This is a genomic window from Brassicibacter mesophilus, from assembly GCF_050433385.1.
In the GTDB taxonomy this organism is placed as follows: domain Bacteria; phylum Bacillota; class Clostridia; order Tissierellales; family Proteiniboraceae; genus Brassicibacter; species Brassicibacter mesophilus.
The window spans coordinates 1-22,571 of record NZ_JBNPXI010000019.1 but is presented as its reverse complement, the minus strand read 5'-3'; the positions used below and the strand labels follow the sequence as shown (position 1 = coordinate 22,571).

Annotated in this window: 26 protein-coding genes; 5 read left to right on the top strand and 21 right to left on the bottom strand. The window is 32.1% G+C overall.

What is annotated here, in order from left to right; genetic code table 11:
• Window positions 1-2: 2 nt before the first annotated feature.
• From HNR33_RS17010 to HNR33_RS16985, 6 genes are all read right to left on the bottom strand, one after another.
• A complete protein-coding gene (locus HNR33_RS17010; RefSeq protein WP_429085509.1) occupies window positions 3-635 on the bottom strand; it encodes an acetyltransferase in 633 nt (210 codons plus the stop codon).
• Window positions 635-1,684 (bottom strand): nucleotidyltransferase family protein, encoded by a 1,050-nt coding sequence (locus HNR33_RS17005; RefSeq protein WP_429085506.1) that lies wholly within the window; start codon window positions 1,682-1,684, stop codon window positions 635-637. Before HNR33_RS17005 ends, HNR33_RS17010 begins: the two co-directional genes overlap by 1 nt.
• An 11-nt stretch (window positions 1,685-1,695) precedes the next feature.
• Entirely contained in the window at window positions 1,696-2,841 is a 1,146-nt protein-coding gene (locus HNR33_RS17000; protein ID WP_429085684.1) for a LegC family aminotransferase, read from the bottom strand.
• A gap of 36 nt (window positions 2,842-2,877) precedes the next feature.
• On the bottom strand, window positions 2,878-3,858 hold the full coding sequence (locus HNR33_RS16995; RefSeq protein WP_429085503.1) for an NAD-dependent 4,6-dehydratase LegB: 981 nt from the start codon (window positions 3,856-3,858) through the stop codon (window positions 2,878-2,880).
• A gap of 88 nt (window positions 3,859-3,946) precedes the next feature.
• The gene (locus HNR33_RS16990; protein ID WP_429085500.1) at window positions 3,947-5,809 is read right to left on the bottom strand and encodes a motility associated factor glycosyltransferase family protein; all 1,863 of its coding nucleotides are present in this window, start codon (window positions 5,807-5,809) and stop codon (window positions 3,947-3,949) included.
• A gap of 1 nt (window position 5,810) precedes the next feature.
• Window positions 5,811-6,422 (bottom strand): DUF8042 domain-containing protein, encoded by a 612-nt coding sequence (locus HNR33_RS16985; RefSeq protein ID WP_429085497.1) that lies wholly within the window; start codon window positions 6,420-6,422, stop codon window positions 5,811-5,813.
• Window positions 6,423-6,592: 170 nt separating this feature from the next.
• Between HNR33_RS16985 and HNR33_RS16980 the strand changes: the two genes are divergently transcribed.
• On the top strand, window positions 6,593-7,651 hold the full coding sequence (locus HNR33_RS16980) for a hypothetical protein (RefSeq protein WP_429085496.1): 1,059 nt from the start codon (window positions 6,593-6,595) through the stop codon (window positions 7,649-7,651).
• A 517-nt stretch (window positions 7,652-8,168) separates the two neighbouring features.
• Here HNR33_RS16980 and hag read toward each other — a convergent pair.
• The 13 genes from hag to HNR33_RS16915 form a co-directional block, all read right to left on the bottom strand.
• Window positions 8,169-9,011, bottom strand: coding sequence for a flagellin Hag (gene hag, locus HNR33_RS16975; RefSeq protein ID WP_429085493.1), 843 nt, complete (start codon window positions 9,009-9,011; stop codon window positions 8,169-8,171).
• A gap of 182 nt (window positions 9,012-9,193) precedes the next feature.
• Entirely contained in the window at window positions 9,194-9,421 is a 228-nt protein-coding gene (csrA, locus tag HNR33_RS16970; RefSeq protein WP_429085492.1) for a carbon storage regulator CsrA, read from the bottom strand.
• 3 nt (window positions 9,422-9,424) lie between these two features.
• Window positions 9,425-9,877, bottom strand: a complete 453-nt coding sequence (gene fliW, locus HNR33_RS16965) for a flagellar assembly protein FliW (protein WP_429085490.1) — start codon at window positions 9,875-9,877, stop codon at window positions 9,425-9,427.
• A gap of 68 nt (window positions 9,878-9,945) precedes the next feature.
• Complete coding sequence (locus HNR33_RS16960) at window positions 9,946-10,497, bottom strand: DUF6470 family protein (protein ID WP_429085488.1); 552 nt, start codon at window positions 10,495-10,497, stop codon at window positions 9,946-9,948.
• 30 nt (window positions 10,498-10,527) lie between these two features.
• Window positions 10,528-11,472: a flagellar hook-associated protein FlgL gene (gene flgL, locus HNR33_RS16955; RefSeq protein ID WP_429085486.1), complete on the bottom strand. Its 945-nt coding sequence runs from the start codon at window positions 11,470-11,472 to the stop codon at window positions 10,528-10,530.
• A gap of 25 nt (window positions 11,473-11,497) precedes the next feature.
• On the bottom strand, window positions 11,498-12,970 hold the full coding sequence (flgK, locus tag HNR33_RS16950; RefSeq protein WP_429085484.1) for a flagellar hook-associated protein FlgK: 1,473 nt from the start codon (window positions 12,968-12,970) through the stop codon (window positions 11,498-11,500).
• A gap of 8 nt (window positions 12,971-12,978) precedes the next feature.
• Window positions 12,979-14,430: a flagellar hook-associated protein FlgK gene (flgK, locus tag HNR33_RS16945; RefSeq protein ID WP_429085483.1), complete on the bottom strand. Its 1,452-nt coding sequence runs from the start codon at window positions 14,428-14,430 to the stop codon at window positions 12,979-12,981.
• Window positions 14,431-14,447: 17 nt separating this feature from the next.
• On the bottom strand, window positions 14,448-14,942 hold the full coding sequence (locus HNR33_RS16940; protein WP_429085481.1) for a flagellar protein FlgN: 495 nt from the start codon (window positions 14,940-14,942) through the stop codon (window positions 14,448-14,450).
• A 17-nt stretch (window positions 14,943-14,959) separates the two neighbouring features.
• On the bottom strand, window positions 14,960-15,250 hold the full coding sequence (gene flgM / locus HNR33_RS16935; protein WP_429085480.1) for a flagellar biosynthesis anti-sigma factor FlgM: 291 nt from the start codon (window positions 15,248-15,250) through the stop codon (window positions 14,960-14,962).
• A gap of 75 nt (window positions 15,251-15,325) precedes the next feature.
• The gene (locus tag HNR33_RS16930; protein WP_429085478.1) at window positions 15,326-15,739 is read right to left on the bottom strand and encodes a TIGR03826 family flagellar region protein; all 414 of its coding nucleotides are present in this window, start codon (window positions 15,737-15,739) and stop codon (window positions 15,326-15,328) included.
• 106 nt (window positions 15,740-15,845) lie between these two features.
• Entirely contained in the window at window positions 15,846-16,601 is a 756-nt protein-coding gene (locus HNR33_RS16925) for a ComF family protein (protein ID WP_429085476.1), read from the bottom strand.
• Between the two features lie 7 nt (window positions 16,602-16,608).
• On the bottom strand, window positions 16,609-18,834 hold the full coding sequence (recD2, locus tag HNR33_RS16920) for an SF1B family DNA helicase RecD2 (protein ID WP_429085474.1): 2,226 nt from the start codon (window positions 18,832-18,834) through the stop codon (window positions 16,609-16,611).
• Window positions 18,835-18,906: 72 nt separating this feature from the next.
• Window positions 18,907-19,497, bottom strand: coding sequence for a hypothetical protein (locus HNR33_RS16915; protein ID WP_429085472.1), 591 nt, complete (start codon window positions 19,495-19,497; stop codon window positions 18,907-18,909).
• A 229-nt stretch (window positions 19,498-19,726) separates the two neighbouring features.
• On the opposite strand from HNR33_RS16915, the gene HNR33_RS16910 reads away from it, so the two are divergent.
• From HNR33_RS16910 to HNR33_RS16895, 4 genes are all read left to right on the top strand, one after another.
• Complete coding sequence (locus HNR33_RS16910; RefSeq protein ID WP_429085471.1) at window positions 19,727-19,849, top strand: hypothetical protein; 123 nt, start codon at window positions 19,727-19,729, stop codon at window positions 19,847-19,849.
• Window positions 19,850-19,872: 23 nt separating this feature from the next.
• Window positions 19,873-20,010, top strand: a complete 138-nt coding sequence (locus HNR33_RS16905) for a recombinase family protein (RefSeq protein ID WP_429085469.1) — start codon at window positions 19,873-19,875, stop codon at window positions 20,008-20,010.
• 152 nt (window positions 20,011-20,162) lie between these two features.
• Window positions 20,163-20,642 (top strand): hypothetical protein, encoded by a 480-nt coding sequence (locus tag HNR33_RS16900; RefSeq protein ID WP_429085467.1) that lies wholly within the window; start codon window positions 20,163-20,165, stop codon window positions 20,640-20,642.
• 78 nt (window positions 20,643-20,720) lie between these two features.
• Window positions 20,721-20,885 (top strand): helix-turn-helix domain-containing protein, encoded by a 165-nt coding sequence (locus tag HNR33_RS16895; RefSeq protein WP_429085465.1) that lies wholly within the window; start codon window positions 20,721-20,723, stop codon window positions 20,883-20,885.
• 369 nt (window positions 20,886-21,254) lie between these two features.
• Here HNR33_RS16895 and HNR33_RS16890 read toward each other — a convergent pair whose 3' ends face one another.
• Together HNR33_RS16890 and HNR33_RS16885 are read right to left on the bottom strand one after the other, a co-directional pair.
• Window positions 21,255-21,536, bottom strand: a complete 282-nt coding sequence (locus HNR33_RS16890) for a hypothetical protein (RefSeq protein WP_429085464.1) — start codon at window positions 21,534-21,536, stop codon at window positions 21,255-21,257.
• A 372-nt stretch (window positions 21,537-21,908) separates the two neighbouring features.
• Window positions 21,909-22,571: transposase (locus tag HNR33_RS16885; RefSeq protein WP_429085462.1), on the bottom strand; the 663-nt coding region annotated here is incomplete at its 5' end.

Here is a 22,571-nt window from a genome sequence, read left to right as displayed (position 1 = left end):
ACTTACACCTCTCTACAAGGATTCCCATATGCTTTAGAATTATTTCTTACATCTTTTACAACCACAGATCCAGCTCCTATAATTGTGTTTTCACCGATTATAATATTTTGAACTATTGTTGAATTAGTTCCTATATGTGTATTACAGCCAATAACTACATTTCCGCTTATAACTGACCCCGGTGCTATATGACAAAAACTGCTTATATGACAATCATGCTCTATTACCGCGCCAGTATTAATTATACAATTGTTTTCTATTAAAGTCTGAGAATTAACTATTACACCTTTTCCAATAAAATTACCATGTCCTATTTCTACCTTATCTGATAATATAGCAGTACTATCAATTATATTAGGAAAAGCATATCCGATATCAAAGGCAGCTAAATATAGTTTTTTTCTTAGTGTAACATCGCCAATGCTTCCTATACTCAAAAATGCATTTCTAACTCCATTTTTATAATAATATTCTAGTTTATCATCTGTTCCTAGTACCTTGACACCACATATCTCGTTTCCTACATTATCTGGTAAATCAAGTATTCCCACTATATTGAACTCTTTAGACCTATTGATAGAATCAATTACACTCTTACAGTGTCCTCCGCCACCAATTAAAACAATATCTTTCATCACTTTATTCCTAGCCTTTCCAGCATAATCCCCATCTCCTTAAATTGCCCCATATCAAGCCAAGAACCTTCACTTATGGGATATACTCCTATTTTATCACCTTTAGAGATATAGGTATTTACTAAATCTGTTATGTGATAAAACTTATCTTCTGGAATATCATTAAGTACTTCAGGTTCCAATATATACATACCAGTATTAACTAAATAATCATACTCAGGTTTTTCATCCATTTGCTTCACATCACTATTCTTATCTATCCGAATTACTCCATAGGGAATAGTATAGTGCTTTAGTGAAGTAATTAATGTTATCTTGGCTTTATGTTCTTTATGATATTTCAGCATATCTGAATAATTTCCTTCAATTAATATATCGCAATTACTAAGAAAAAAAGTGTCCTTTATTTCATTTTTTAATAAATATAATCCTCCAGCTGTTCCAAGTGGTTTTTCTTCATCTATATAGTTTAATGTATATTTTTTTTCAATTTCATTAAAATATGCCTTTATCATATTTTTCTTATAATTAACTGTCATATAAAAATCATCACAACCATATTCGGCAAATCTATTTATTATCTGCTCAACTATTGGAATATCCCCTATAGGTATAAGAGGTTTGGGTAATATCTTTGTATATGGATCAAGCCTAGTCCCCTTTCCTCCAGCCATAATAACCACAGGATTGTTCATTTTAGCATAGTTAAGTCTTCTATTAAATTTATCGTTCCAGAAAATAATGTCTATAACTTCATGTTTATTATTTAAGACAGGTATTGCCTCAATACTTTGTTCTTCAAGAATTACTTTCGCATTTTTTACATCTTCTTCAAATACGAATTTAGGGTTTTTTGCCATAATTGCTTTAACTGGTTCTTTCAAACTACCACTCTTAAGTATCCATCTTCTTATATCGCCATCGGTAAGAACTCCAACAAGTTTATTGTACTCAACAACTAATAGTATTTTTTTTGCTGTTTCATCTAAGTTTTTAATTGCATCTTTAATCGGCATTTCTTTATCTATAAATAATTCTTGTACTCTCAAAGGGATACCCCCTATTTTTTCAGTCCTTTTAAAATATTGCAAATATGTCTAATCTCTTCCTTTTTAAGATTTGTACTACATGGAATGTTCAATATTCTATCTATGTAGTAATTTGCTTTTTCAATTTTATACGTCTCATTATTTTCATAAGGTCTTTGCTCATGAATCAACCCCCACACAGGTCTCGTTTGAATATTGTTATCCTTCAATTCATTTAATAGCTCGTCTCTATTCATACCAAATCTATTTTTATCAATCACTAATGAGTAAAACCAATGATTTGATCTTGTATTTTGGTTGAAATTTAAGATTGATAATCCTTCTATTTCATCAGTTTCTTGCTTATATACATTATAATTATCTATCTTTATTTTAATAAAATTCTCTAGCTGCTCTAACTGTGCTACGCCTAATGCTGCCTGTAAATTTGTCATTCTATAGTTATATCCTACTTCATTGTGAATATAATATAACTCATCATTTTTTGCTTGAGTCGAAAGGTATTTAGCTTTATCAGCTAGACTATTATCTTTAGCTACAAGCATCCCGCCGCCACCAGTGGTAACAATTTTATTTCCATTAAACGAATACACGCCAAAGTCACCTATAGTTCCTGCAAATTTGCCATTATATTTTCCCTCTGTGCAATATGTTCCTAAAGCTTCTGTAGAATCTTCAACTACCTTTAGGTAATATTTTTCAGCTACAGCCATGAGTCTTTCCATATCAATCATATTGCCAAATACATGAACTATCACTATGGCTTTAATAATTTTCTTCGTCTTATTATTAATCAGTCCATTTTGTGTTAGAGTGCACTCTATCTCGCAAAACTCTTCTAACTTATCTAAGTCCATATTCAATGTATCATCACAATCCATGAATATTGGTTCTGCACCTAAATATCTAACTGGATTAACTGCAGCAACAAACGTCAATGTAGGTACTATTATTTCATCATTATGCTCTACTCCTGAAAGCTTTAATGCTAAATGAATACCTGCTGTTCCGCTTTGACATGCCACCGCAGTTTCAACCTTCAAGTATTTAGATATGTTTTTTTCAAATTCAGATATATATCCCCCACCCGTAGATACCCATTCTGCTTCTATTGCCCTAGTCACATAATTCAATTCATTTCCTTTTAAATTTGGTATAGATAATGGAATAAACTTATCGATTTTAACTCACCTCTATATGTTATAGATATCGGTTTTATATTTATCTAAATTGTTCTTAAGCCATTCTATAGTCTCAGATAATCCAGACTTAAGAGTATATTTTGGTTTCCAACTAGTTAACTTCTTTATTTTTTCATTAGATCCTAACAGCCTGTTAACTTCGCTGTTCTCTGGTCTTAGTCTTTGTTCATCACATATAATCTCAGCGTTTGGATTAATCTGATTAATCATCTCTTGGGCTAATTGTCCGATTGAAATTTCTTGTTGGGTTGCTATATTTATTTCTTCTCCAATTGTCTTGTCTGATTTAGCAATTTCTATGAATCCTCTGGCTGTGTCTTTAACATAATTGAAATCTCTGGTTGGAGTTAATGAACCCAGCTTTATTTCTTCTTTACCTGCTAACAATTGCGTGATTATGGTTGGTATTACTGCTCTAGCAGACTGCCTTGGTCCATAGGTATTAAAAGGTCTAACTATGGTTATAGGCATATTAAAGCTCCTATAGAATGATTCAGCTATTCTATCTGCACCTATTTTAGTTGCTGAATAAGGAGATTGACCTTGAAATGGGTGTTTTTCATCTATCGGAACATATTGAGCTGTACCATATACTTCTGATGTTGATGTAACTAATACTCTTTTAGTTACTAAATCTCTAGCAGCTTGAAGAATGTTTAAAGTCCCCTTAATATTTGTGTCAACATATGAATCAGGAGAATGATAACTAAAGGGTATAGCTATGAGTGCAGCTAAATGGAATACTTCGTCAATTCCTTTCATAGATTCTCTTACACCGTTCGGGTCTCTAATATCTCCTGTGAACACTTCTATTTCATTTAATATATCTTTAGGAAATGTATCTAACCATCCCCAAGAGTTAAAGGAATTATAGTATACAAACGCTTTGACCTTTTTTCCCTCTTTAACAAGCGCTTCAACTAGGTGGCTTCCAATAAAACCATCTGCACCTGTTACTAAAACTGAAGCCATAGTTATACCTCCTATATGATTAACATTAGCTAAGAATTATTACATTTTATAAGTATTTTAGTAGATTAATCATCTACTATATATTCAATTAGTTATTTATTGATGCTTCACTTATTACTTCTCTCATCTCTTCATAAATAGGCTCAATATCATCTACATCATTTTTGCAAGAATCTATAAATTCTTTAAAGCTATTTACAATTCGTTTACCTTTTAACGTACTATCTTTTTCCTCATTTAAACTATCTATACTGTCTGCAAGAATCTTATATCTTACTCTATTCATTGGCAATATAAAGGTTTGAAAAAATTTATTTTTTTCTATTTTTGATAGTGATTTATCCAGTTTTATATACATCTTTTCTGCCTGATTAAAATTTCTATTTTTTATAAATGTATCAATACTATCTAAGATACTATAATACTCTTTTATTATTTTAGTAGCTTGTTTAAAATCTCTATCCATTCTTTTAGATTGAGATAATAAATATTCTTTATCATAGCTAGTTTTTTCGGAACTTAGCCAATTTTCTTCCACTATGCTTTCTTTAAGACGTTCTTTTATGACTTCTGCTAGCTCAATAAATGTGGTCCCTTCTATAGAAGCTCCACCTTTAGTAGTATTTATTACATTAACACCGTTGAATTCTTTTAGATAAAGCTCTATTTGCCGTCTCATTCGGTTAAATCCTTCATCGGTCAGTACTTCATTTCCATATACATCTTTTATCCAAATTCCTTTTTCTGTTTCCTTTTCTGTTACATCTGTACTATAATCAATTCCTTCCGAATGTCTCTTTTTATCTTTATACGCTAGATTTTGACCAACAAGTATGATTGTATCAAATCCTAAATAGTATAGTAATTGTAATGTAACTACTGCAATTGATGGAGCATCAAAAAGACTTACTATTTTTTCATTGTCCTTAGCTTTTAAGTAAAATCTAGCTACTGTATCTTGGCTTGTAATCATATGACATTTTTTTCCAGGGTAGTTTTGTAAGGTTTCATATCCTACGCTAGTACCAAATATTAATGGAATATTAGTTATTCCTAACTTTTTAACTTTCTCAAATACTATTTGGTTTTTTTCTGTAGGGTCATATGTACATGCTACATCAGGATAAACATTGTGATGTATTAATGTGTTTATAGCAGAGCCCACACTGAATATATAGGCCAGCCCATTTTCTTTTATATATCGTATATTTTCGATTTCTTCATTTAATGAAGGACCTGCGGCTACAAGTAAGGCTGTTTTTCCTTTGAAGTGACCTTTTCTTTCTAAAATCAAATTAGGACTAGATAGCACTTCTTTAAAGTTCTTCATACTATTTTTAATCCAACGTTTTTGATAAGCATATTCCGTTAGTGTACTAGCTCTTTTGTTTTTAGCTACTTCTTTATATAAATCTAAAAATTCTTTATAATACTCTGTAAAAACTTGTTTATGTATAGGTAAGCTAACCATCAATACTTTCCCATCAGACTTAGCTATAAACTCATTTAAAAAGCCAGCTATATCTATTTTATCACTTCCTGTAATCATCCCTTTTAGTTTCTTTGAAGGAATATCTTTTATTTCCTTATTTGATAAATAAGCATATAATATCTCTGTTACAGGTTCATATATATAATAATTCATATTCGGATGTTTTTCTAAAAAAGCATCTATATGATATCCAAGCCCTATTCCATAGAATAAAACACTAGTTCCTTCTTCTATATCTTTATACTCTTCTACGATAGTTTCTGCTTCTCTCAAAGGATTATATTTGCTATGTAAATATACTAGCTTATCTTCTTTTTTTATAGTTAATGTTTTCTGTCCATTTTTTGTTGTTTCTATTTTAACTAGGTTCTCATCTAAACTATCCTCTACATCTTTTATTTTTCCCCATACTAAAGGATATACATTTTTCAATATAGTGATATTATCAACTAATAACATTTTAATTATCTCCTTTATAAACCGAGTATTCAAGTCCTTCCTTCATGCTCTTAAATAAAGGGATAATTTCATAAGATAATATATCTGCCAATAAAACTATATCTTTATTCTTCATAGCTTCCTCTAGTTGTTCTAGTTGCTCTTGTAAAGCATAAATATTTTTTGCATAAAGGTTCCATTCCTCATAATTGGAAACTATATCTCCTATTCTAGCATTAGTATCTATAGTAATAAATGTATCCATAATCCATGCAATGCCTTCCAAAAAATCAGCAAGCTTAGACCAAGAGCCTTGTGTAGGAGTTTTGTAAAACTCGTTAGAAAGCATGTTTATCTCTGGAATAGCTCTATTAAAATAATCTATTGTTGATAACATTATATTTTCGGTTAGTTCTTTCAATGTTCTTGATACTACTTTAACCTCTTTTATATTTTTAATATTATCTAAAAAATAGCCATTATAGTCTTCGTATACCTCTTGACCATCTACTATTAAATGGCTAAAAAAGTAATCTGTCCTTTCTAAAGCATTGTTTATTTCTTGAAGAATATCATCAATGATATTCTTATCATTGTTATATTCTAATACTTTGTCTAATATATAAACTTTCATCTCATACCTCCAAATTTATTGTCTTTTAGACAATCTTCTTAATTATTATCGACAGGAAGTAGAAAAATCTTAAGGCAATATTGTGGAATAAGCACTTGAAAAATCTTGAAAAATCTTCCTTTATATTATATACTATTAATAAGAACATGTGTTCCAAAGAAGGTGTAATAGTGTCTATTTCAAAAGAAAATATTAATGATTATATTATTAAGAACTATCCTGAAACAGATACAAATGAACTAGCAGCAAGACTTAATATGACTGTATGCGCTTTGAGATCAAGAGCAAATAGATTAGGCATTAAAAAAGATGATTGTTATATGAATAACTTATATAACAACCTCCAAGAAAAAAGAAAAGAGAATTTTGAAAAAAGCATTACCTCACTTAGTCTAAACCAAACAGAAAGAAACATAATTATAGGAAGTCTACTTGGAGATGGTAGCTTCGCGCTATATGGTAGAAGTAAGAATGCACACTATAGAGAACATGGAGGGAACAGCCAAATAGACTACAGAAAATGGAAGGCAGAAAAATTGAAAAATGTAGGGTTTAAATTTAATAACAACTGTAAATACGGTAAGCTTTCCTCTATTAGCCATCCAATATATACTGAGCTTTATAATTTATTTTACATAAATGGAGTAAAGACTATCACTCAAGAAAATATATCTTTATTAGATCATCCTATTGGCCTTGCTTGCTTGTATATGGATGATGGGAGCCTTATAATAAATTCTTCATCAAAGGTTAAAGATGAAATATATATTTTCCCTCAAGTTTTATTATATTCTTTATCTTTTTCACTAGAAGAAAACATAATCCTTAAAAAACATATTGATAATCAGTTTGATATATGCTTTGATTTAAAGAAAAGACCTGATGGACAAAATTACATCCTTAATATATCTAGAAGAAATGAACTTATGAAATTTATTGAACTTGTAAGTCCATATGTTAAAGAAATCGACTGTATGAGATACAAAGTAAATGTAGAAGAAAGATTATTACAAAAAAGAAAAGAACTTGCTCAAACTAATATTTACAATAAAATTAGCATTGGGTCTCTTAAAGTAATTGATAATGGTTATTCCCAAAATGATGAATATATAATAATTTGTTTGAAGAAAAAAGGCTGTAAAGATAAGGAAATAGCCGAAAAATTAAATAAAACTTATTGGGGAACTGTGGACAAAATTAGACGATTACGACAAGAGGGTAGACTTTAATATATAAAGTAATCTTTAAATGCTAAAAAGTCAGAGAAAATATTTTCTCTGACTTTTATATATCTTCAATTATTAAGATATTTTAATAAACTATCTTAATAATTGAAGTACTCCTTGAGGTGATTGGTTTGCTTGCGGACCATCAAATATCTTTCGATATCTGCCAGACTATATCTTCAACCGATTCCTTAATTCTCAATTCTAAATTAATTTCGGTTGTCGGGTACTTCGAGGACACCTCTGCCCCTACAGACCTCATAGCCGTACAATTTTCGGAATGGCGTGGTCACCGTTCCCTACGATTTGCCGTAGGCCGTTCGTCTTAGTCGTTGAACCTTCTCCAACCTTTCGGTACAGGAGCTTGGCTGCTGATTATCCATTGTTACATCCTTCTTTTTTTCAACCTTTCACGCTTACCGTTTCCAGTTCCGTTGTAGGAAAGAAGACTTTAGAAAGTTCCAGCAATTCACCCGATTTACACTTAAAGGTTACCCCTTAAGGGACCCTTTCAAATTCTCTATCTTAGAAGCTGTAATACTCCATTTGGTTGAGAATTTGCTTGAGCCAACATAGCCTGTGCTGCTTGTTGTAGAATGTTTTGCTTAGTGAATTCTACCATTTCTTTTGCCATATCAGTATCTCTAATTCTTGATTCTGCTGCTTGTAGGTTTTCTGAAGCATTGTCTAAGTTTTTGATAGTGTATTCAAGTCTATTTTGATTAGCACCAAGCTTAGAACGTAATCCTGAAATAAGCTCTATTGCATTATCGACTTTAGCTAAACCAGAATTTATAGAAGTAGGAGTTCCAGATGTGAATTTAATATCGTTTACTCCCAAATCAGTAGCTGATACTCCATTAGAGCCTGATGTATGTATAGCTAATTTTAATGTTTGGCTTGTATTAGCACCTATTTGGAAAACTCCTTTTCCACTAGTAAAAGATCCATCAAGTAATTTTTTACCATTGAATTCAGTACGTTCTGCTATACCACTAAGCTCTTTGTTAAGCTCTGTTATTTCATCTTGAATTGATGTAATGTCTTCAGTTTCTAATGTTCCAGCGTTACCAGCTTTAACTACTAGCTCTCTCATTCTCTTAAGGATATTGTGAGTTTCAGTTAAAGCACCCTCAGCTGTTTGGATTAAAGATATAGCATCTTGTGAGTTAGCTGATGCTTGATTTAAACCTCTTATTTGGTTTCTCATTTTTTCAGAGATTGATAGACCAGCTGCGTCATCTCCTGCTCTGTTGATTCTTAATCCTGATGATAATTTTTCCATTGCTTTTGTTTGGTATCCACCTGTGATACCTAATTGTCTGTGTGTATTAACAGCCATTAAGTTGTTATTAATTCTCATTTTTATTCCTCCTTGAATTTTGTTATTATTTTGGCATCCTTGCCATATCGCCTATTGACGAATTTTGTAGATAATTTTTATATTCTGGCCAGATTATATAAAAATTTTGTTTTCTCAGTATATATATCGACATATGTTTACGCTACTTTAGTGTTTTATTAATTATTTTTTATAAAAAATTTTTATTTTTTGAGAATATTCTTTAATTGACTGAAATCTGCATCATTAGATGCTGCTGCTTGCTTGTTTTCTATCTGTATTGACTGGAATACTTCTTTTCTATGTATATCCACTTCCTTTGGTGCTTTTATACCTAATTTTACTTTTCCATCCTCTATACCGACTACTACTATCTCTATATTGTCGTTTATTATGATGCTCTCCTCTGTTTTTCTGGTAAGTATTAGCATATGCTATTCCTCCTTACCTTTAACTTTTGACTCTTCTAATATAAAATGCTTTGTAGTATATCTGTCATTGTCAAGCACTATCTGCTTTCCTAGCATTTCTTTTGTGTTTATTATCAAAGGTCCTAAAAGGTTTGCAGTCATCTTTGCAGTATCCTCAGGTATTACTACTATAGAGTAAACTAATACATCTTTTTCTTCTTTTATTTTAAGTTTTTCTATGGCTATCTTTGGTATGTCAAATTCATAGTCCTCTTTAAAGAGAAAAGGGTTGATTATGATAAAAGCAAGATCAGTGTCATCTAATGACTGGAGCCATTTAAATGGTATTTCATCGTCTTGATTATCTATTATAATGAATCTCTTTTGTTCTTCAAAGCCTGGTACACCATCAATAAAGTTTATAATATTTTTTTCATCTATCGTTATATCTCCAAAATGTCTTGTTGAAAGTTTCATTTTTAGCCTCCTTTTTTAAGGTAAGGGGACACCCCTAAATTCACAGGAATGTCCCCTTACATCTAAAATTATATCCTTGTATCTACATACTTAATCTCTATGTCTGGATACTGCTTCATATATATCTCTGCTTTACCTGGGCTGTATTCCACTACAGGATTTCTAGGAGTATAGCTATATTCTACTCCCCCTAGCTGCCAATCAATGTTTAAATGACCTGTTACCTCTATCTTTGGTCTGCTGGTTGGCATCAAAGCAAAATTAAACTCGTGCTGCTTAGGCATAGCATTCTTGAATGCTATTTCTGGTATAGCATCAGGCATTTTCCTTTGAATCTGAGCCATTCTGTTCCCATCATCTACTATTCTAGCTATACCTTCTAAGGCTTGTTGTCGTCCTAGCTGTGCATATTCAGCAGCAAACTCCGCCCAGCTCTTACGTCCTGCTTCTGAAAAAGGTTGAGATTGATCTATTAGTACTTTTGGCATTTCCCTATCTACTATCATCTGAGGTTTAACCTGTCTTATAGACTGTTCCCCTTTAGGCTGCCTTATGTCCAGATATGCATTTGTTGTTTTGATACCTATTTGACCTTTTATAGTAGTTATACTAAGAGGCATACTTATCATCCTTCACTATAAAGCAATTATCTATCTTAAAAAATCTACCAAGCTAGGCTGTATTATCCTTGATCCAGCTGACATCGAGGCCAAATATACACTTTCTGCCATCTTAAAATTCATAATAACCTCTGCCATGTCTGCATCTTCATTTTCTGATAGCAGTCTTGTGAAGTTTACGTCATCTGACTCTAATCTATTCTGTGTCATTTCAAGGCGGTTGGTTTTAGCTCCTATTTCAGCTCTCACTGCTAAGGAATTTTCTAGTATATCTTCTACTTTGTTCATGCTTCCTCTTATGACATCTGTATCTGGAGGATCAGAATCCAATGCAGTTATTATATCATCAAATAATTGTACAACATAGGCTTTATCACCGCTATTGACGTTAGCAGCATCATAATTTTCTGCGGCACCCACACCAAAAACCTTAATCCCTATTGTATTTACTGCTATGTTTTCAGAAACCCCTACATTATAGTTTGAAATCTCAGTGTTTTCTAAATCTACTACATAGTTACCATCTTTATCTAATAATGTTTCATCTGTTTTATATCCGGTAAACACATGACGTCCTGCATGTGTAGTATTTGCTGCCTGAATCACCTGATTTCTTAGCTCCTTCATTTCTGCAGAAATAGCTTGTAAGTCTTCTTCTGAATAAGTCCCATTTGCTGCCTTTTCTGTTAACTCAAAAGTTCTCTTCATTACTTCTCCAATCTGAGTTAAAGCATCTTCAGTAGTATTCATCCAAGCTATAGCGTCTCTTAAATTTGTCTTATATTGCTCTATCTTAGATTTGTCTGTATACAGCTTTAAGCTCTTTGATACTCCTATAGGGTTATCTGAAGGAAGCTGAAACAGTTTACCTGACTGGTACTGCTTTTGAAGTTTGTCCATTCTTCTCTTGTTCTTATTCAAGTTACCCATCATATTTCTAACAAGCATATTATTTGTTATCCTCAATATATTCACCTCTACCCTTTGCAAATCTTTTATATTATCTACCTACTAAGCCTAACCGGTTTACAGTCGTATCAAGTATGGCATCTAATGTATTTATCATCTTTGCTGATGCATTATAGGTCTTCATAAACATAATCATATCTTGTACCTCTTCGTCCAAATCCACTCCTGATACAGAATCTATTCTTGTTTCAACACTATCTACTATTATTTCTTGGTTATCTTTCATTCTTATGGCGTATTGGCTGTCAACACCAAGTGTTGATGTTATAGATGTTATGTAATCTTCTGGTGTTCCTTGGGCATACATACCTCCACTGAAAAACTCTTTGCTTTCTCTAAGCTTTAGCAGTTCTTGTATGTTTTTATTATTTTCTATGCCATTTGGATCAGTTGGTGTAGGAGGATTCTCTGGATTTCGTCCTGCAGCTATGTTATTTACGCTATCTTTTATTGCTTGAGCTAAAGAAATATTATCTGCCCTTATACTTCCACCACCCAGTGCTTCAAAAAAATCTCCACCTGCAGAACCATCAGAAGTATAGCCTTCTCTGTGTACTTTGTTTATCTGCTCAGCAAACACTCTTGCAAACTCATCAAGTCTCTTTACATAATAAGGGACTCCACCATATTCACCATTCTCGCCTTGTCCATCTCTTGCATCTAACAGTCCTTTTAACTCTCCACTTTTCAAAGTTACTTTATTGCCGTTTTCCCATTCAACTTGAGCAAGCTTTACTCCTGTTAGTCCATCATCAACCGTGTTAGGAGGATATTTTAGCTTACTTAAATTTGAATGATCTACTAAAGAAATTCCTCCTATAGCCACTCTGTACTGACCATTTTGCTCACTTACTTGCACATTTACTATCTTAGATAGCTCTCCTACTAGTAGATCTCTTTGGTCTCTTAAGTCATTAGCCGTTTTACCATCTATTTCTTGTTTAAATATCTGCTCATTTAAGTTTTTTATCTGGTATCCTATGTCATTTACTTTTTTAATCTGAGCACCTACCTGATAATTTATGTCTTTCTGCAAATTATATAATTTATTTACAGTCTCATTGAGATGATTTGTCATAGCAATGGCACTTTCTTTAACTGGTATTCTATAGGAATCATCACCAGGGTTATTATTCAAATTCCCTAATGACTTAAAAAAGCCATCCACATAATTACTTAGCCCCTCGTTGTCAGTTTCTTTTAAGACATGCTCTATATCCAAAAGAGTATTTCTTTTTATCTCCCACTCACCTAAGGGAGCATTCTCTGTTCTAAATTTATAATCCAAATACGAATCACGTACTCTATCTACTGATCTAATATTAGTACCTGTTCCTACAAACCCAATACCTGGCAGACGATGTGGGGTAGTGGCATCCTGAGTAGTTACTTGCCTTGAGTAGCCTTTTGTATTAGCATTTGCAATATTATGATTTGTAACATATAGTTTTCTTTGACTTGCTAATAGTCCTGAAACTGCCGTGTTAAAACCTAACCAACTCATATTATCTCCTACCTTCCTACTATTCCCATTTTATTAACAATATTCTCTACCATCTCATCTATGGCATTTATAATCCTTGCATTTGCATTGTATGCATGCTGATATTTAAGCATTTCTGTCATTTCTTCGTCCAAAGATACCCCTGATAGCGACTTTCTTCTGCCATCTATCTGATTTATTACCATCTCATGAGAATTCATCATAGTTATTGCCTCATTACCAGCTATTCCAAGATCAGTTATTATATCTCTATAGAAGTTATCTGGAATTGTATTACCATTGAAAATCAATTCATCTCTTATTTTAGCTATATCCTCTGCTACCTTTCCATTTCCACCATCTCCAGATCTTGAAGCCGCTATTTCACTTAATGAATCTAACACGTCATTTAGCTTTATATTTCCTGCCCATTGCGAATTAGTGGGATCTTGTTTGACAAAAAAGTCTATACCAGTATTTCCAGTAAGAGTAATACCTGTTTTATGCAAACCGTTGATAGCTTCTGCTATACCCTTTACATACTCATTAAGCTGCTTTTTCAAAGTAGGAATTACATACTTATATTCGGTTGTGTCAGATATTGTAGACTCTTGTCCGAAACTTCCTCTAGCGTATAATAGTCCTAAAAGCTCTCCACCTTTTATATCCTTTTCTTCAATTAATCGTTCACCAGTATCCTTCCAATGTACATCAACAAAAGGACTCCCATTATTTTTAGCTTCTAATTCTCTAAAATCACCATCAGATATTATATGAGCTCCTCCAAGAGTTACGTTTATAGCACCATTATTACTAGTATAGTAGTCTATCTCTGTAATCTGTGATAGTCTATCTAAGTAACCATTTCTAGTGTCTCTATAATCGTTTGCACTGATTCCCGAAGCTTCTAATGACATTATTTTAGTATTTAGTTCTGATATACCTTTTGTCAGCTGATTAATCTCTTCTACCATATTCTTTACATTTGTATCTAGATTGTACTGCAAGCTCTCTAGCTGATTATACATGTGGTTTACAGAGCCTACGAATTCAATAGCATGTTCTTTTAAAAGTCCTCTTTTTGTCAAACTATCAGGCTCCTTAGACACCTCTCCCCAAGAACTCCAAAACTTGTTCATAACTCCTTGAAGTGCATCTTCTGAAAGCTCTCTAACTATACCTTCTACTTGGTCAAAAACATTAGCTTTTGAAGCCCAATATCCAAATTGTGAAGCTTCTTTTCGAATCTTTGCATCTAAAAACTCATCTCTAATCTGTCTTATCTGCTGAACATCTACCCCTGATCCAGTATAATTCTTTAGACTAACTCTGGTGTACCTTGAGTCAGCATGTATTGCCTGTTGTCTCACATATAAAGGATTGTCCCCATTTGCTATATTATGTGATATCGTATTAAGAGACCTTTGACTTGCAAAAAGTCCTGAAATACCTATATATAATCCTGAAAATGATGAACTCATATGAATACCTGCCTTTCTTAAGCCTTAGCATCAAAAAAGCTTACATTTTGTGATGATTTTTCTTTTCCTGTTTTATTATTATATGTTCCTTGTTCTGAGGTGCTTGTCAGCAACTCAATATTCAAGTTTATAAATTCTAGTGAATCTTGTATAAGTACGTTATTCAACTGATTTTTCTCTTTCAATTTATTTAACGTATCTAAAAGTTGGGACTTGATGATTTCAATATCATTAGCTGCCTGCTTATCAAGGTGCTCCATTATATTAGTCATGTTTAATTCTTCTTTTAACCCTAGCTGCTTTCTAATATTTTCAACCACCTTTTCTCTTTTGCCCTCTAGTTTCCCTATATTTATTATGATTGTATTCTCAAGTTGAGTTATCTTATCTAGATCTTTTACATGACCTGCTGTTATTACTTCAGTCTTTTTGTTTGTGACCTCAAGCATTTCCTTATATACATTTAGTTCCTCTAGCAAAACCTCATTCAGCTCATCAAATAGTTTTTTCATAGAATCACCGCCTATCATTAGATTCTTTTATCCATGTTTATATTATCTAACATCTTTTGAGCTATCTTACTAGCATCTACCTTATATGTTCCCGTTTCTATTTGATGCTTAATAGCTTCAACTTTTTCTGTTCTTACATCTGGAGTATCCTTTAAAGCATTCATAGCAGCTTGGTACTCTTTTGCCTTTTCTGATAGGCTTAATTGATCCTTTTTAGTTAATCTACCTGCTTCTTTGACTCCTTTTTTTGCATCCTGCCTTTTATAAGCCTGAACTATCTTATCTATGTTGTTATTAAATATTTTCATAAAAGCACCCCATCCTTATCGACTCTTCTAAATATATTATCGGTATGAATGGGGTTATACTTTAGATTTTTTATTTTATCTTTTATGCCGCCCTGCTATATACATCTTATCGCTCTTATTTCCTCTTCTAACATGACTAGGTTCTTCTTTTGGTGTTATTGCTCCCTTAAACTCTTTTTGCATTTCAGCTATACATTTATTGCAAAATCTGCCTGTCTTTATTGGAGTACCGCATCTTTCGCAGTCAAGTATCAGATTTGGGCTATCGTCTTTAATCTCCAGTTTTCCTTCTCTAAGAAATTTCAATATCTTTTTAGTATCTACTCCTGTTTCTTCTGAAACCTGTTGTACGCTTGCCCCAGGATATTCATAGAGATAATCCTTTACTTTTTTAAACATTTCATCTTCTGTATTCCTACATATAGGACAAAAATCAAATCCATCGTCAGCAAATATTCTTCCACATTTCTTACAGTTTATTATTCCCATGTTTACACCTCCAACACTTTCACTATGAGGAATTAAAGTTTCATTCGATAATACATGCTAGAATCCCTTCTTTTTCTACAAATATTTTTAAAATAGTAACCAAGACCTACATATTGATATTTCTTCCTGTAGCTATAGATATGACATATATCTTGCCTGCTCCATTTTCTAATAACATCTTAGAACATTCATCTGCAGTAGCACCAGTTGTCAATATATCATCAACTAATAATACTATCTTATCTTTAAACACATTTGAGTTCTTTATTCTAAATGCATCCTTAATATTTTGCTGTCTCTGTAATCTATGAAGCTTATTTTGAACAGAGGTTTTTTTAATTCTCCTGAGATTTTTAAAATCTAATGGTACATCAAACTCATCTGAAATATATTTCGCCAACAGCTCTGACTGATTAAATCCTCTTTCAGCTCTTTTATCTCTATGTAATGGAACTGGAACTATAACGTCAAATCCTTTTATATCTTTATCTATAATAGCTTGTACCATTAAATGTCCAAAAGCTTTATACAAATATGCCTTCTTGCCATATTTGTACTTATATATAGACTTTTTAATAAGTCCTTCATATTCAACAGCTGCTACTGCTGTTGTAAAAAAATGAGGATGTTTTATGCAGTCTGGGCATTTATTAGGTATATACCCAGCTTCTAATGGTTTCCCACATATCTTGCATATATGACTATCGATAAACTTAATTTGTTCTTTGCAGTCTTCACAGATATGATCATCACCAATATCTTCATCATATTTTTCACATAGAAAACATATGCCTTCTTCCGGAAATAAAAGATCTAAAATTGTGTTATATAATTTTTTTAATAAGCTTTCTTTTTTATTCATATTACACCTATTTAATCATCATATCAAAAACCTTTAATAGCCTGTTACTTAGACCAGAATATCTTTTGGTTATTCTATTGTTTTTTATCATTGTATGCATATATTTTTCCATACCTACTAAAACAACTAGCTCTTTCGCTCTCGTAATTGCAGTATACAGAAGGTTTCTCGTTAGCAGCATTGGTGGACCCCAATACACAGGCATTATAACTACTGGGAACTCACTTCCCTGACTTTTGTGGATAGTTGTTGCATATGCAAGCTTAAGCTCATCAATCTGATTAAACCCATATACTACTTCTTTGTTATCATCAAACAAAACTGTCATTTCGCTTTCTTCTTCATCTATACCAGTTATAAAGCCAAAATCTCCATTAAACACACCTTCTCCTTCTTGAATAACAGCACCATCTTCAAGCATCTTCCATTTTGTTCTGTAGTTATTTTTTATCTGCATCACCTTATCGCCAACTCTGAAAATAAAGTCTCCTGACTTTTTCTCAGCTTTCAAATGATGCTTAGGGTTTAGTACCTCTTGAAGCTTATCGTTTAATGCATTTACTCCTACATCACCTTTTTTCATAGAGGTAAGAATTTGAATATCTCTAACTGGATCGTAACCATTGAACTTCGGAAGTCTTTCTTTACACAACTCAAGAATTGTCTCAACGATATTCTCTGAATTAGTCCTAGTCATAAGAAAGAAGTCTTTGTCTTTCACATTTAAATATGGACTTTCTCCTTTGTTAATTCTATGTGCATTTACAACTATCATGCTCTCTTGGGCCTGTCTAAATATTTCATCAAGCTTAACTACTTTAACTATTTTGCTATTTATAATATCTCTTAATACATTACCAGCACCAACAGATGGCAGCTGGTCTATATCTCCTACTAGAATAAGTCTAGTGCCAGGCATTATCGCCTTAAGAAGGTTGTTCATCAATAATATATCTACCATGGACATCTCATCTATTATCACTACATCTGCTTCTATAGGAGTTCCTTCGTCTTTAGAAAATGCCATACCAAGTTCATCATCTACAAAGCCATATTCTAATAATCTGTGAATAGTTTTTGATTCTCTTCCCGTTGCCTCTGTCATCCTTTTAGCAGCTCTTCCTGTAGGAGCAGCTAATGATATTGACAGTTCGTTGTCTTCAAACAGCTTTATTATACTATTAATAGTAGTAGTTTTTCCTGTACCTGGTCCACCTGTTATTACTAATACTCCGTTTTCTACAGATTGCTTTATTGCTTCCTTTTGATTACTTGCAAACATAATATTCCCTTGCTTTTCTAAAGCTGAGATCTCTTTGCCTATATCTATATCAAGCTTTTTAACTTCAGCATGAGATATTTCAATTATTTTTTTACTAACATTTGTCTCAGCAATAAAAAAAGGCATGTAATACACACAAAGCTCATCATCGAATCTATCTAGCTGTATCTCTTGACTCAATGCAAGACTCGTTACTCCATTTTCTATTAAGTCCTTTTCTACGCTCAATAGTTGTGCTGTTTTTTCTATTAACTCGTCCTTCGGCATATATGTATGTCCCTCAGCTGAAAACTCCATTAGCTTAAACTTTATCCCTGCATTTACTCTATAATTTGATCTAAAATCCACACCCATGCTTTGTGCTATCTTGTCCGCCATCTTAAATCCAATACCAACTATGTCCTCTGACAGTCTGTATGGATTTTCCTTTATCTTGTTTATAGTTTCACTTCCATATTTTCTATATATACGGATACCATAGTTTGGACTAATCCCGTAACCTTGAAGAAATATCATGATATCTCTAAGCTCACGTTGTTCAACAAATGCCTCTGCAATTTTCTCTGCCTTTTTTTCTCCAATGCCTTCTACTTCCTTTAGTTTGTCTGGACTGTATTGAAGTACATCTAGAGAATCAGCACCAAACTTTTCTACTATCTTCTCAGCAGTTTTAGGACCTATGCCCGGTATAAGTCCTGAAGAAAGGTATCTTACAATACCGTTAAAAGTAGACGGAACAACAGTAGCATATGTTTCAACCTTGAGCTGCTGTCCATAGTTCGTATGATATGTCCATTCTCCTTGTACTCTCAACGTTTCACCTAGATTTAAAATAGGTATAAAACCTACAATAGTTACAATGTCATCCTCTGTCTCTAAAATAGCTATCGTATATCCATTACTCTCATTTTGAAATATTATTTCTTCAACTGTTCCTTGTAAAGTTACCACTGGCCACCCTCCGAGTAAATATGTTACATATATTATATCATACTTACTTTTTTAAATTTCCAATTTTTATTTTTAACTTCCACATAGTTTAATCATATCTATGATTTCATTTCTTAACGCAGCTATATCTCCTTTTGTAGCTGGTCTGTTGTATTCTTTATAAAAGTCTCCATTAGTTTCTTTAACTACTTGATTCGACCGTTCATAATATGCATGTTTTACAAGCTTTGCATCTTTTATGTGTTTACTTACTGAATCATAGCTTTGAATAATATTAACTGCTGAATCATTCTCTAGAATTATCTGCACATGGTTTTCTTTCTTGTCTATTCTTTTTAAACGGTTTAGATTAAAATATCCAAATGAGCCGTCATTTTTTGATATTGGCTTTCTTACTTTTAGTGGGACAAAAATATTATTTTTATCAAATGGTATTGGGACAATATTTTTACATCCTATAACTCTTCCATAGTACCGCCTTGAAGCATTTAGGTCTATCATAAAGTATCTTGCAAGTAATGTTAACACACTTCTAATACTCTTATATATGTAAAGATCGTTTGAGCTACAGACTTTAACTTTAGTTGAATTGCCTTTCATATCTATATACAATGGGATAATTGCCATAATTCCATTCGAGATTAATTTTTCAATATTCTCCATAACTTCCAACTCCTTTCATTATATTTTAATTATATCCAAACATACGTTCGGTGTCAAGTAAATGAGTACAGGGATGGGTTAAGTGAAAGATTAAATTCTAGTTTGAAAGACTTACTTCCATAGGAAAAGAAATTAGTTCTACACCTAGAATTCTTGTATAATAAGTATGACAGTTGGACCTCCTGTGCGGAAAGGAAGGTAGATGTAAAAAAAGCCAACAAGAGTCAGCATGTCAGCCAGAGAATTCCGGGTTGGACATACTTATGATGATTTTCAAAAACTTATGAAAGAAAAGCCAGATACTCCTGTTATGGGAATGGATACTGTTGAAAAAAATAATATCATCATATAATTTATAGAAAGGATCTGTGAGAAATGTTAATAGGCTATACAAGAGTAAGTCCCCAAGAGCAAAATTTAGATAAACAAATAGACCAATTAAAAGAAGCTGACTGTGAAAAAATAATTTGTGAAAAAGTTACTGGAACTAAAAAAGCCTGTTCCAGGTTGTAGAAACACTAGAAAAGAAGCATGGATAGATACTACTACTCCACGATGTATAGGGAGTCAATAAATGATATCCTATCTAGATTATATATCTTAAATACTAGCCCTTTCTTTAAATTATAGTAGAATATTGCAAATTTCAGTCATGAGGTGATTTAATGTTAAAATCAAATCGTAAAATAATTGCATATATATTTTTATTTGTCGCTCTTATTTTGATAATCAACTATTCATTTGATTACTTATATCCAAGGGAATTAAAAGTTGTTTTGCAAAATAATAATTTAATAAACAAAAATTATAATATTGTTAAAATTTTAAAAGATAAAGGCTTTGAGTCTGAACTACAAAATATAACTATAAAAAAATCTGAAGAAGCAGGAAAAATGAAAGAAATCGAACAATTACTTCACAAAAAAGTGAAAAGAGTACCCTTATTTTTTGCCCCAGATTATTATAGCGTTGAAATTATATATGATTTTGCTGGATATTTAAATTTTTCAGTAAGAGGTAAAAGATATCTTGAAATAACAGATGAAAACAAGACAGTCTTTAGTAAAAAGAAGTCTAAGCATTATAAATATATATTTTGCGATGAAAAATTTAATTTCGAGGATTTTTGGCTATTACTTAAGTAGATGATAATAAGCTAGTAATTAATCATAAAATTTAATTGCACATATTATAGTCATTTAAATAAGTATAGCTTATACTCAATGCAACACAATCACAGAGGAAAAAAAGGTGGTCGTCCCGCCAAGTCAAATCAAGATATTGATCTAACTTTTAAGATGTATGACAGCAAGGAATACTCTATCTCTGACATATCAAAAGCCACAGGAGTTAGTAAAACCAGCTTATCAGCTTATATAGATACATAATGTTAAGAAAAACTAGCAAAAAATTAAGTTAATTGCGGACCATTATTTCCAAAAACACTTATACTATATGGAAGTTCTTTTTTAGGTAGATAGATGCTTGACTTTGCATCTTTGAATAGAAAAGAGCCATACCTTATAATACTAAATTTATAGATATGACTCTTTACATTTTTTAAATTATATACCTATGAAATTAATCTTAAAAACATCAGTAATTTTCAATATTTATAGCCTGCTTGCTCTTTATGTAAATCGTGCATTTTTAGATTTAAAAACAATAAAATGAAGATCAAAAAAATATACACAATATTTTATACTACCCAATAATTATCTTCCACCAGGTCCTGGCAAACCTGGAAAATTGCCTTTTCAAACATTTATGTGAAAAGTATATTCAGAATTTCCTTCTAAATAAGTAAAGTCTGTTCTTGCTCCAAAAAAATTGGTACTACTATTTAAATCAAAATAATAATCATTATAGTCATGTACTGAAACTGTATCACCAACTTCAAATCCGTCTCTTGAATAATATGTTACATCGTAAGAGAAAAAATCATGGAAAAAATCACAATCAAACTTACACAGTTCTTTAGTAATTTTTTCATCATTTAACCTCCCTCTATAAATTAAATTTTTCTTTAAAATACTCACTTATTCATAGAATTTCTCCACTTTTTAAAAGAAGCTATTTGTATATTTGTTGAATATATTGGATTTTATGGAACTTAGGTATGACTTTACATAAGGCTACGCTTAAGTGAAATCAATTATGATCGCCAATGGATCTCCACAATAGCTCATGGTGATTACCCTCCCATGTCTCGCAGGATCAAATTGTCCCTAAATTCCTTCGTTCTATCTATCCATGAGGTGGAGGCTGGAAATGCTCCTTGACGGGATCAATGTCCTTATGGAATGTATTCCTACCAGCTGCTCCTAGCTTCTTTGATCAAAGTTCAAAAATCTAGAATATGTTATCAAGTGTTACTGTTTAAAAATTGAATATTACCTATAGAATAGTTATTATGCTACTTGTAAATCTAATTGTAAAACATTCATATCATTTAATAATTTTTGTGGACTATATGTGGTGCCTTTTTTCCCTAAAGCAAATAACACTCTAATTAATTTACAACATAACGTAATAAGTGACTGTTTTTTCTTTAAAGGATTATTAGTCCTTGTTGTATAGTATTTATGCAATTCTCTAAACACAGGATTCTTACCTACAAGTGGCATAATCGCTCTAAACAAGAGTGCTCTTAAATTGTGTCTTCCTCTTTTGGTTATAGTTGTTTGACCCTTGTGCTTTCCTGAACTATTTTCTTTTAAGTTAAGTCCAGCAAGCTTTTGTATTTGTTTTGAATGAGCATAATTATTTAAGTCCCCTACTTCTGCTAAAAAACCAGCTACAGTAGCTACTCCTATTCCTAACATGGACAACATTGCTTCTGTTCCTGGAATATCAGATAAAATATGTTCAACCTGTATCATCAATTCTTCCATTTGAGAAGATAATATCTCATATCTATCTAGTAGATTATTAAGCTGTTTTCTAGCCATTTGAAGACCTTCATCAATACCTATAGATACTTTAGCAGCATCAAAGAGTTTCTGTGCCCTTTTAGCGCCTACGGCTCTTTTTATATCTTCTTTCCAAATACTAAGAATTTGATGCTCACCAAG

Excerpts from the sequence above, each read along its gene's own strand:
- flgK (WP_429085484.1), bottom strand. The coding sequence starts at position 12,970 with ATGAGTTGGTTAGGTTTTAACACGGCAGTTTCAGGACTATTAGCAAGT.
- HNR33_RS16995 (WP_429085503.1), bottom strand. The coding sequence starts at position 3,858 with ATGGCTTCAGTTTTAGTAACAGGTGCAGATGGTTTTATTGGAAGCCAC.
- fliW (WP_429085490.1), bottom strand. The coding sequence starts at position 9,877 with ATGAAACTTTCAACAAGACATTTTGGAGATATAACGATAGATGAAAAA.
- flgK (WP_429085483.1), bottom strand. The coding sequence starts at position 14,430 with ATGAGTTCATCATTTTCAGGATTATATATAGGTATTTCAGGACTTTTT.
- HNR33_RS16990 (WP_429085500.1), bottom strand. The coding sequence starts at position 5,809 with ATGTTATTAGTTGATAATATCACTATATTGAAAAATGTATATCCTTTA.
- hag (WP_429085493.1), bottom strand. The coding sequence starts at position 9,011 with ATGAGAATTAATAACAACTTAATGGCTGTTAATACACACAGACAATTA.
- csrA (WP_429085492.1), bottom strand. The coding sequence starts at position 9,421 with ATGCTAATACTTACCAGAAAAACAGAGGAGAGCATCATAATAAACGAC.
- HNR33_RS16925 (WP_429085476.1), bottom strand. The coding sequence starts at position 16,601 with ATGAATAAAAAAGAAAGCTTATTAAAAAAATTATATAACACAATTTTA.
- HNR33_RS16940 (WP_429085481.1), bottom strand. The coding sequence starts at position 14,942 with ATGAAAAAACTATTTGATGAGCTGAATGAGGTTTTGCTAGAGGAACTA.
- HNR33_RS16895 (WP_429085465.1), top strand. The coding sequence starts at position 20,721 with ATGCAACACAATCACAGAGGAAAAAAAGGTGGTCGTCCCGCCAAGTCA.
- HNR33_RS16910 (WP_429085471.1), top strand. The coding sequence starts at position 19,727 with ATGTCAGCCAGAGAATTCCGGGTTGGACATACTTATGATGATTTTCAA.
- HNR33_RS16930 (WP_429085478.1), bottom strand. The coding sequence starts at position 15,739 with ATGGGAATAATAAACTGTAAGAAATGTGGAAGAATATTTGCTGACGAT.
- flgM (WP_429085480.1), bottom strand. The coding sequence starts at position 15,250 with ATGAAAATATTTAATAACAACATAGATAAGATAGTTCAGGCTTATAAA.
- HNR33_RS16900 (WP_429085467.1), top strand. The coding sequence starts at position 20,163 with ATGTTAAAATCAAATCGTAAAATAATTGCATATATATTTTTATTTGTC.
- HNR33_RS16915 (WP_429085472.1), bottom strand. The coding sequence starts at position 19,497 with ATGGAGAATATTGAAAAATTAATCTCGAATGGAATTATGGCAATTATC.
- HNR33_RS17010 (WP_429085509.1), bottom strand. The coding sequence starts at position 635 with ATGAAAGATATTGTTTTAATTGGTGGCGGAGGACACTGTAAGAGTGTA.
- HNR33_RS16905 (WP_429085469.1), top strand. The coding sequence starts at position 19,873 with ATGTTAATAGGCTATACAAGAGTAAGTCCCCAAGAGCAAAATTTAGAT.
- HNR33_RS16985 (WP_429085497.1), bottom strand. The coding sequence starts at position 6,422 with ATGAAAGTTTATATATTAGACAAAGTATTAGAATATAACAATGATAAG.
- HNR33_RS16960 (WP_429085488.1), bottom strand. The coding sequence starts at position 10,497 with ATGCCTCTTAGTATAACTACTATAAAAGGTCAAATAGGTATCAAAACA.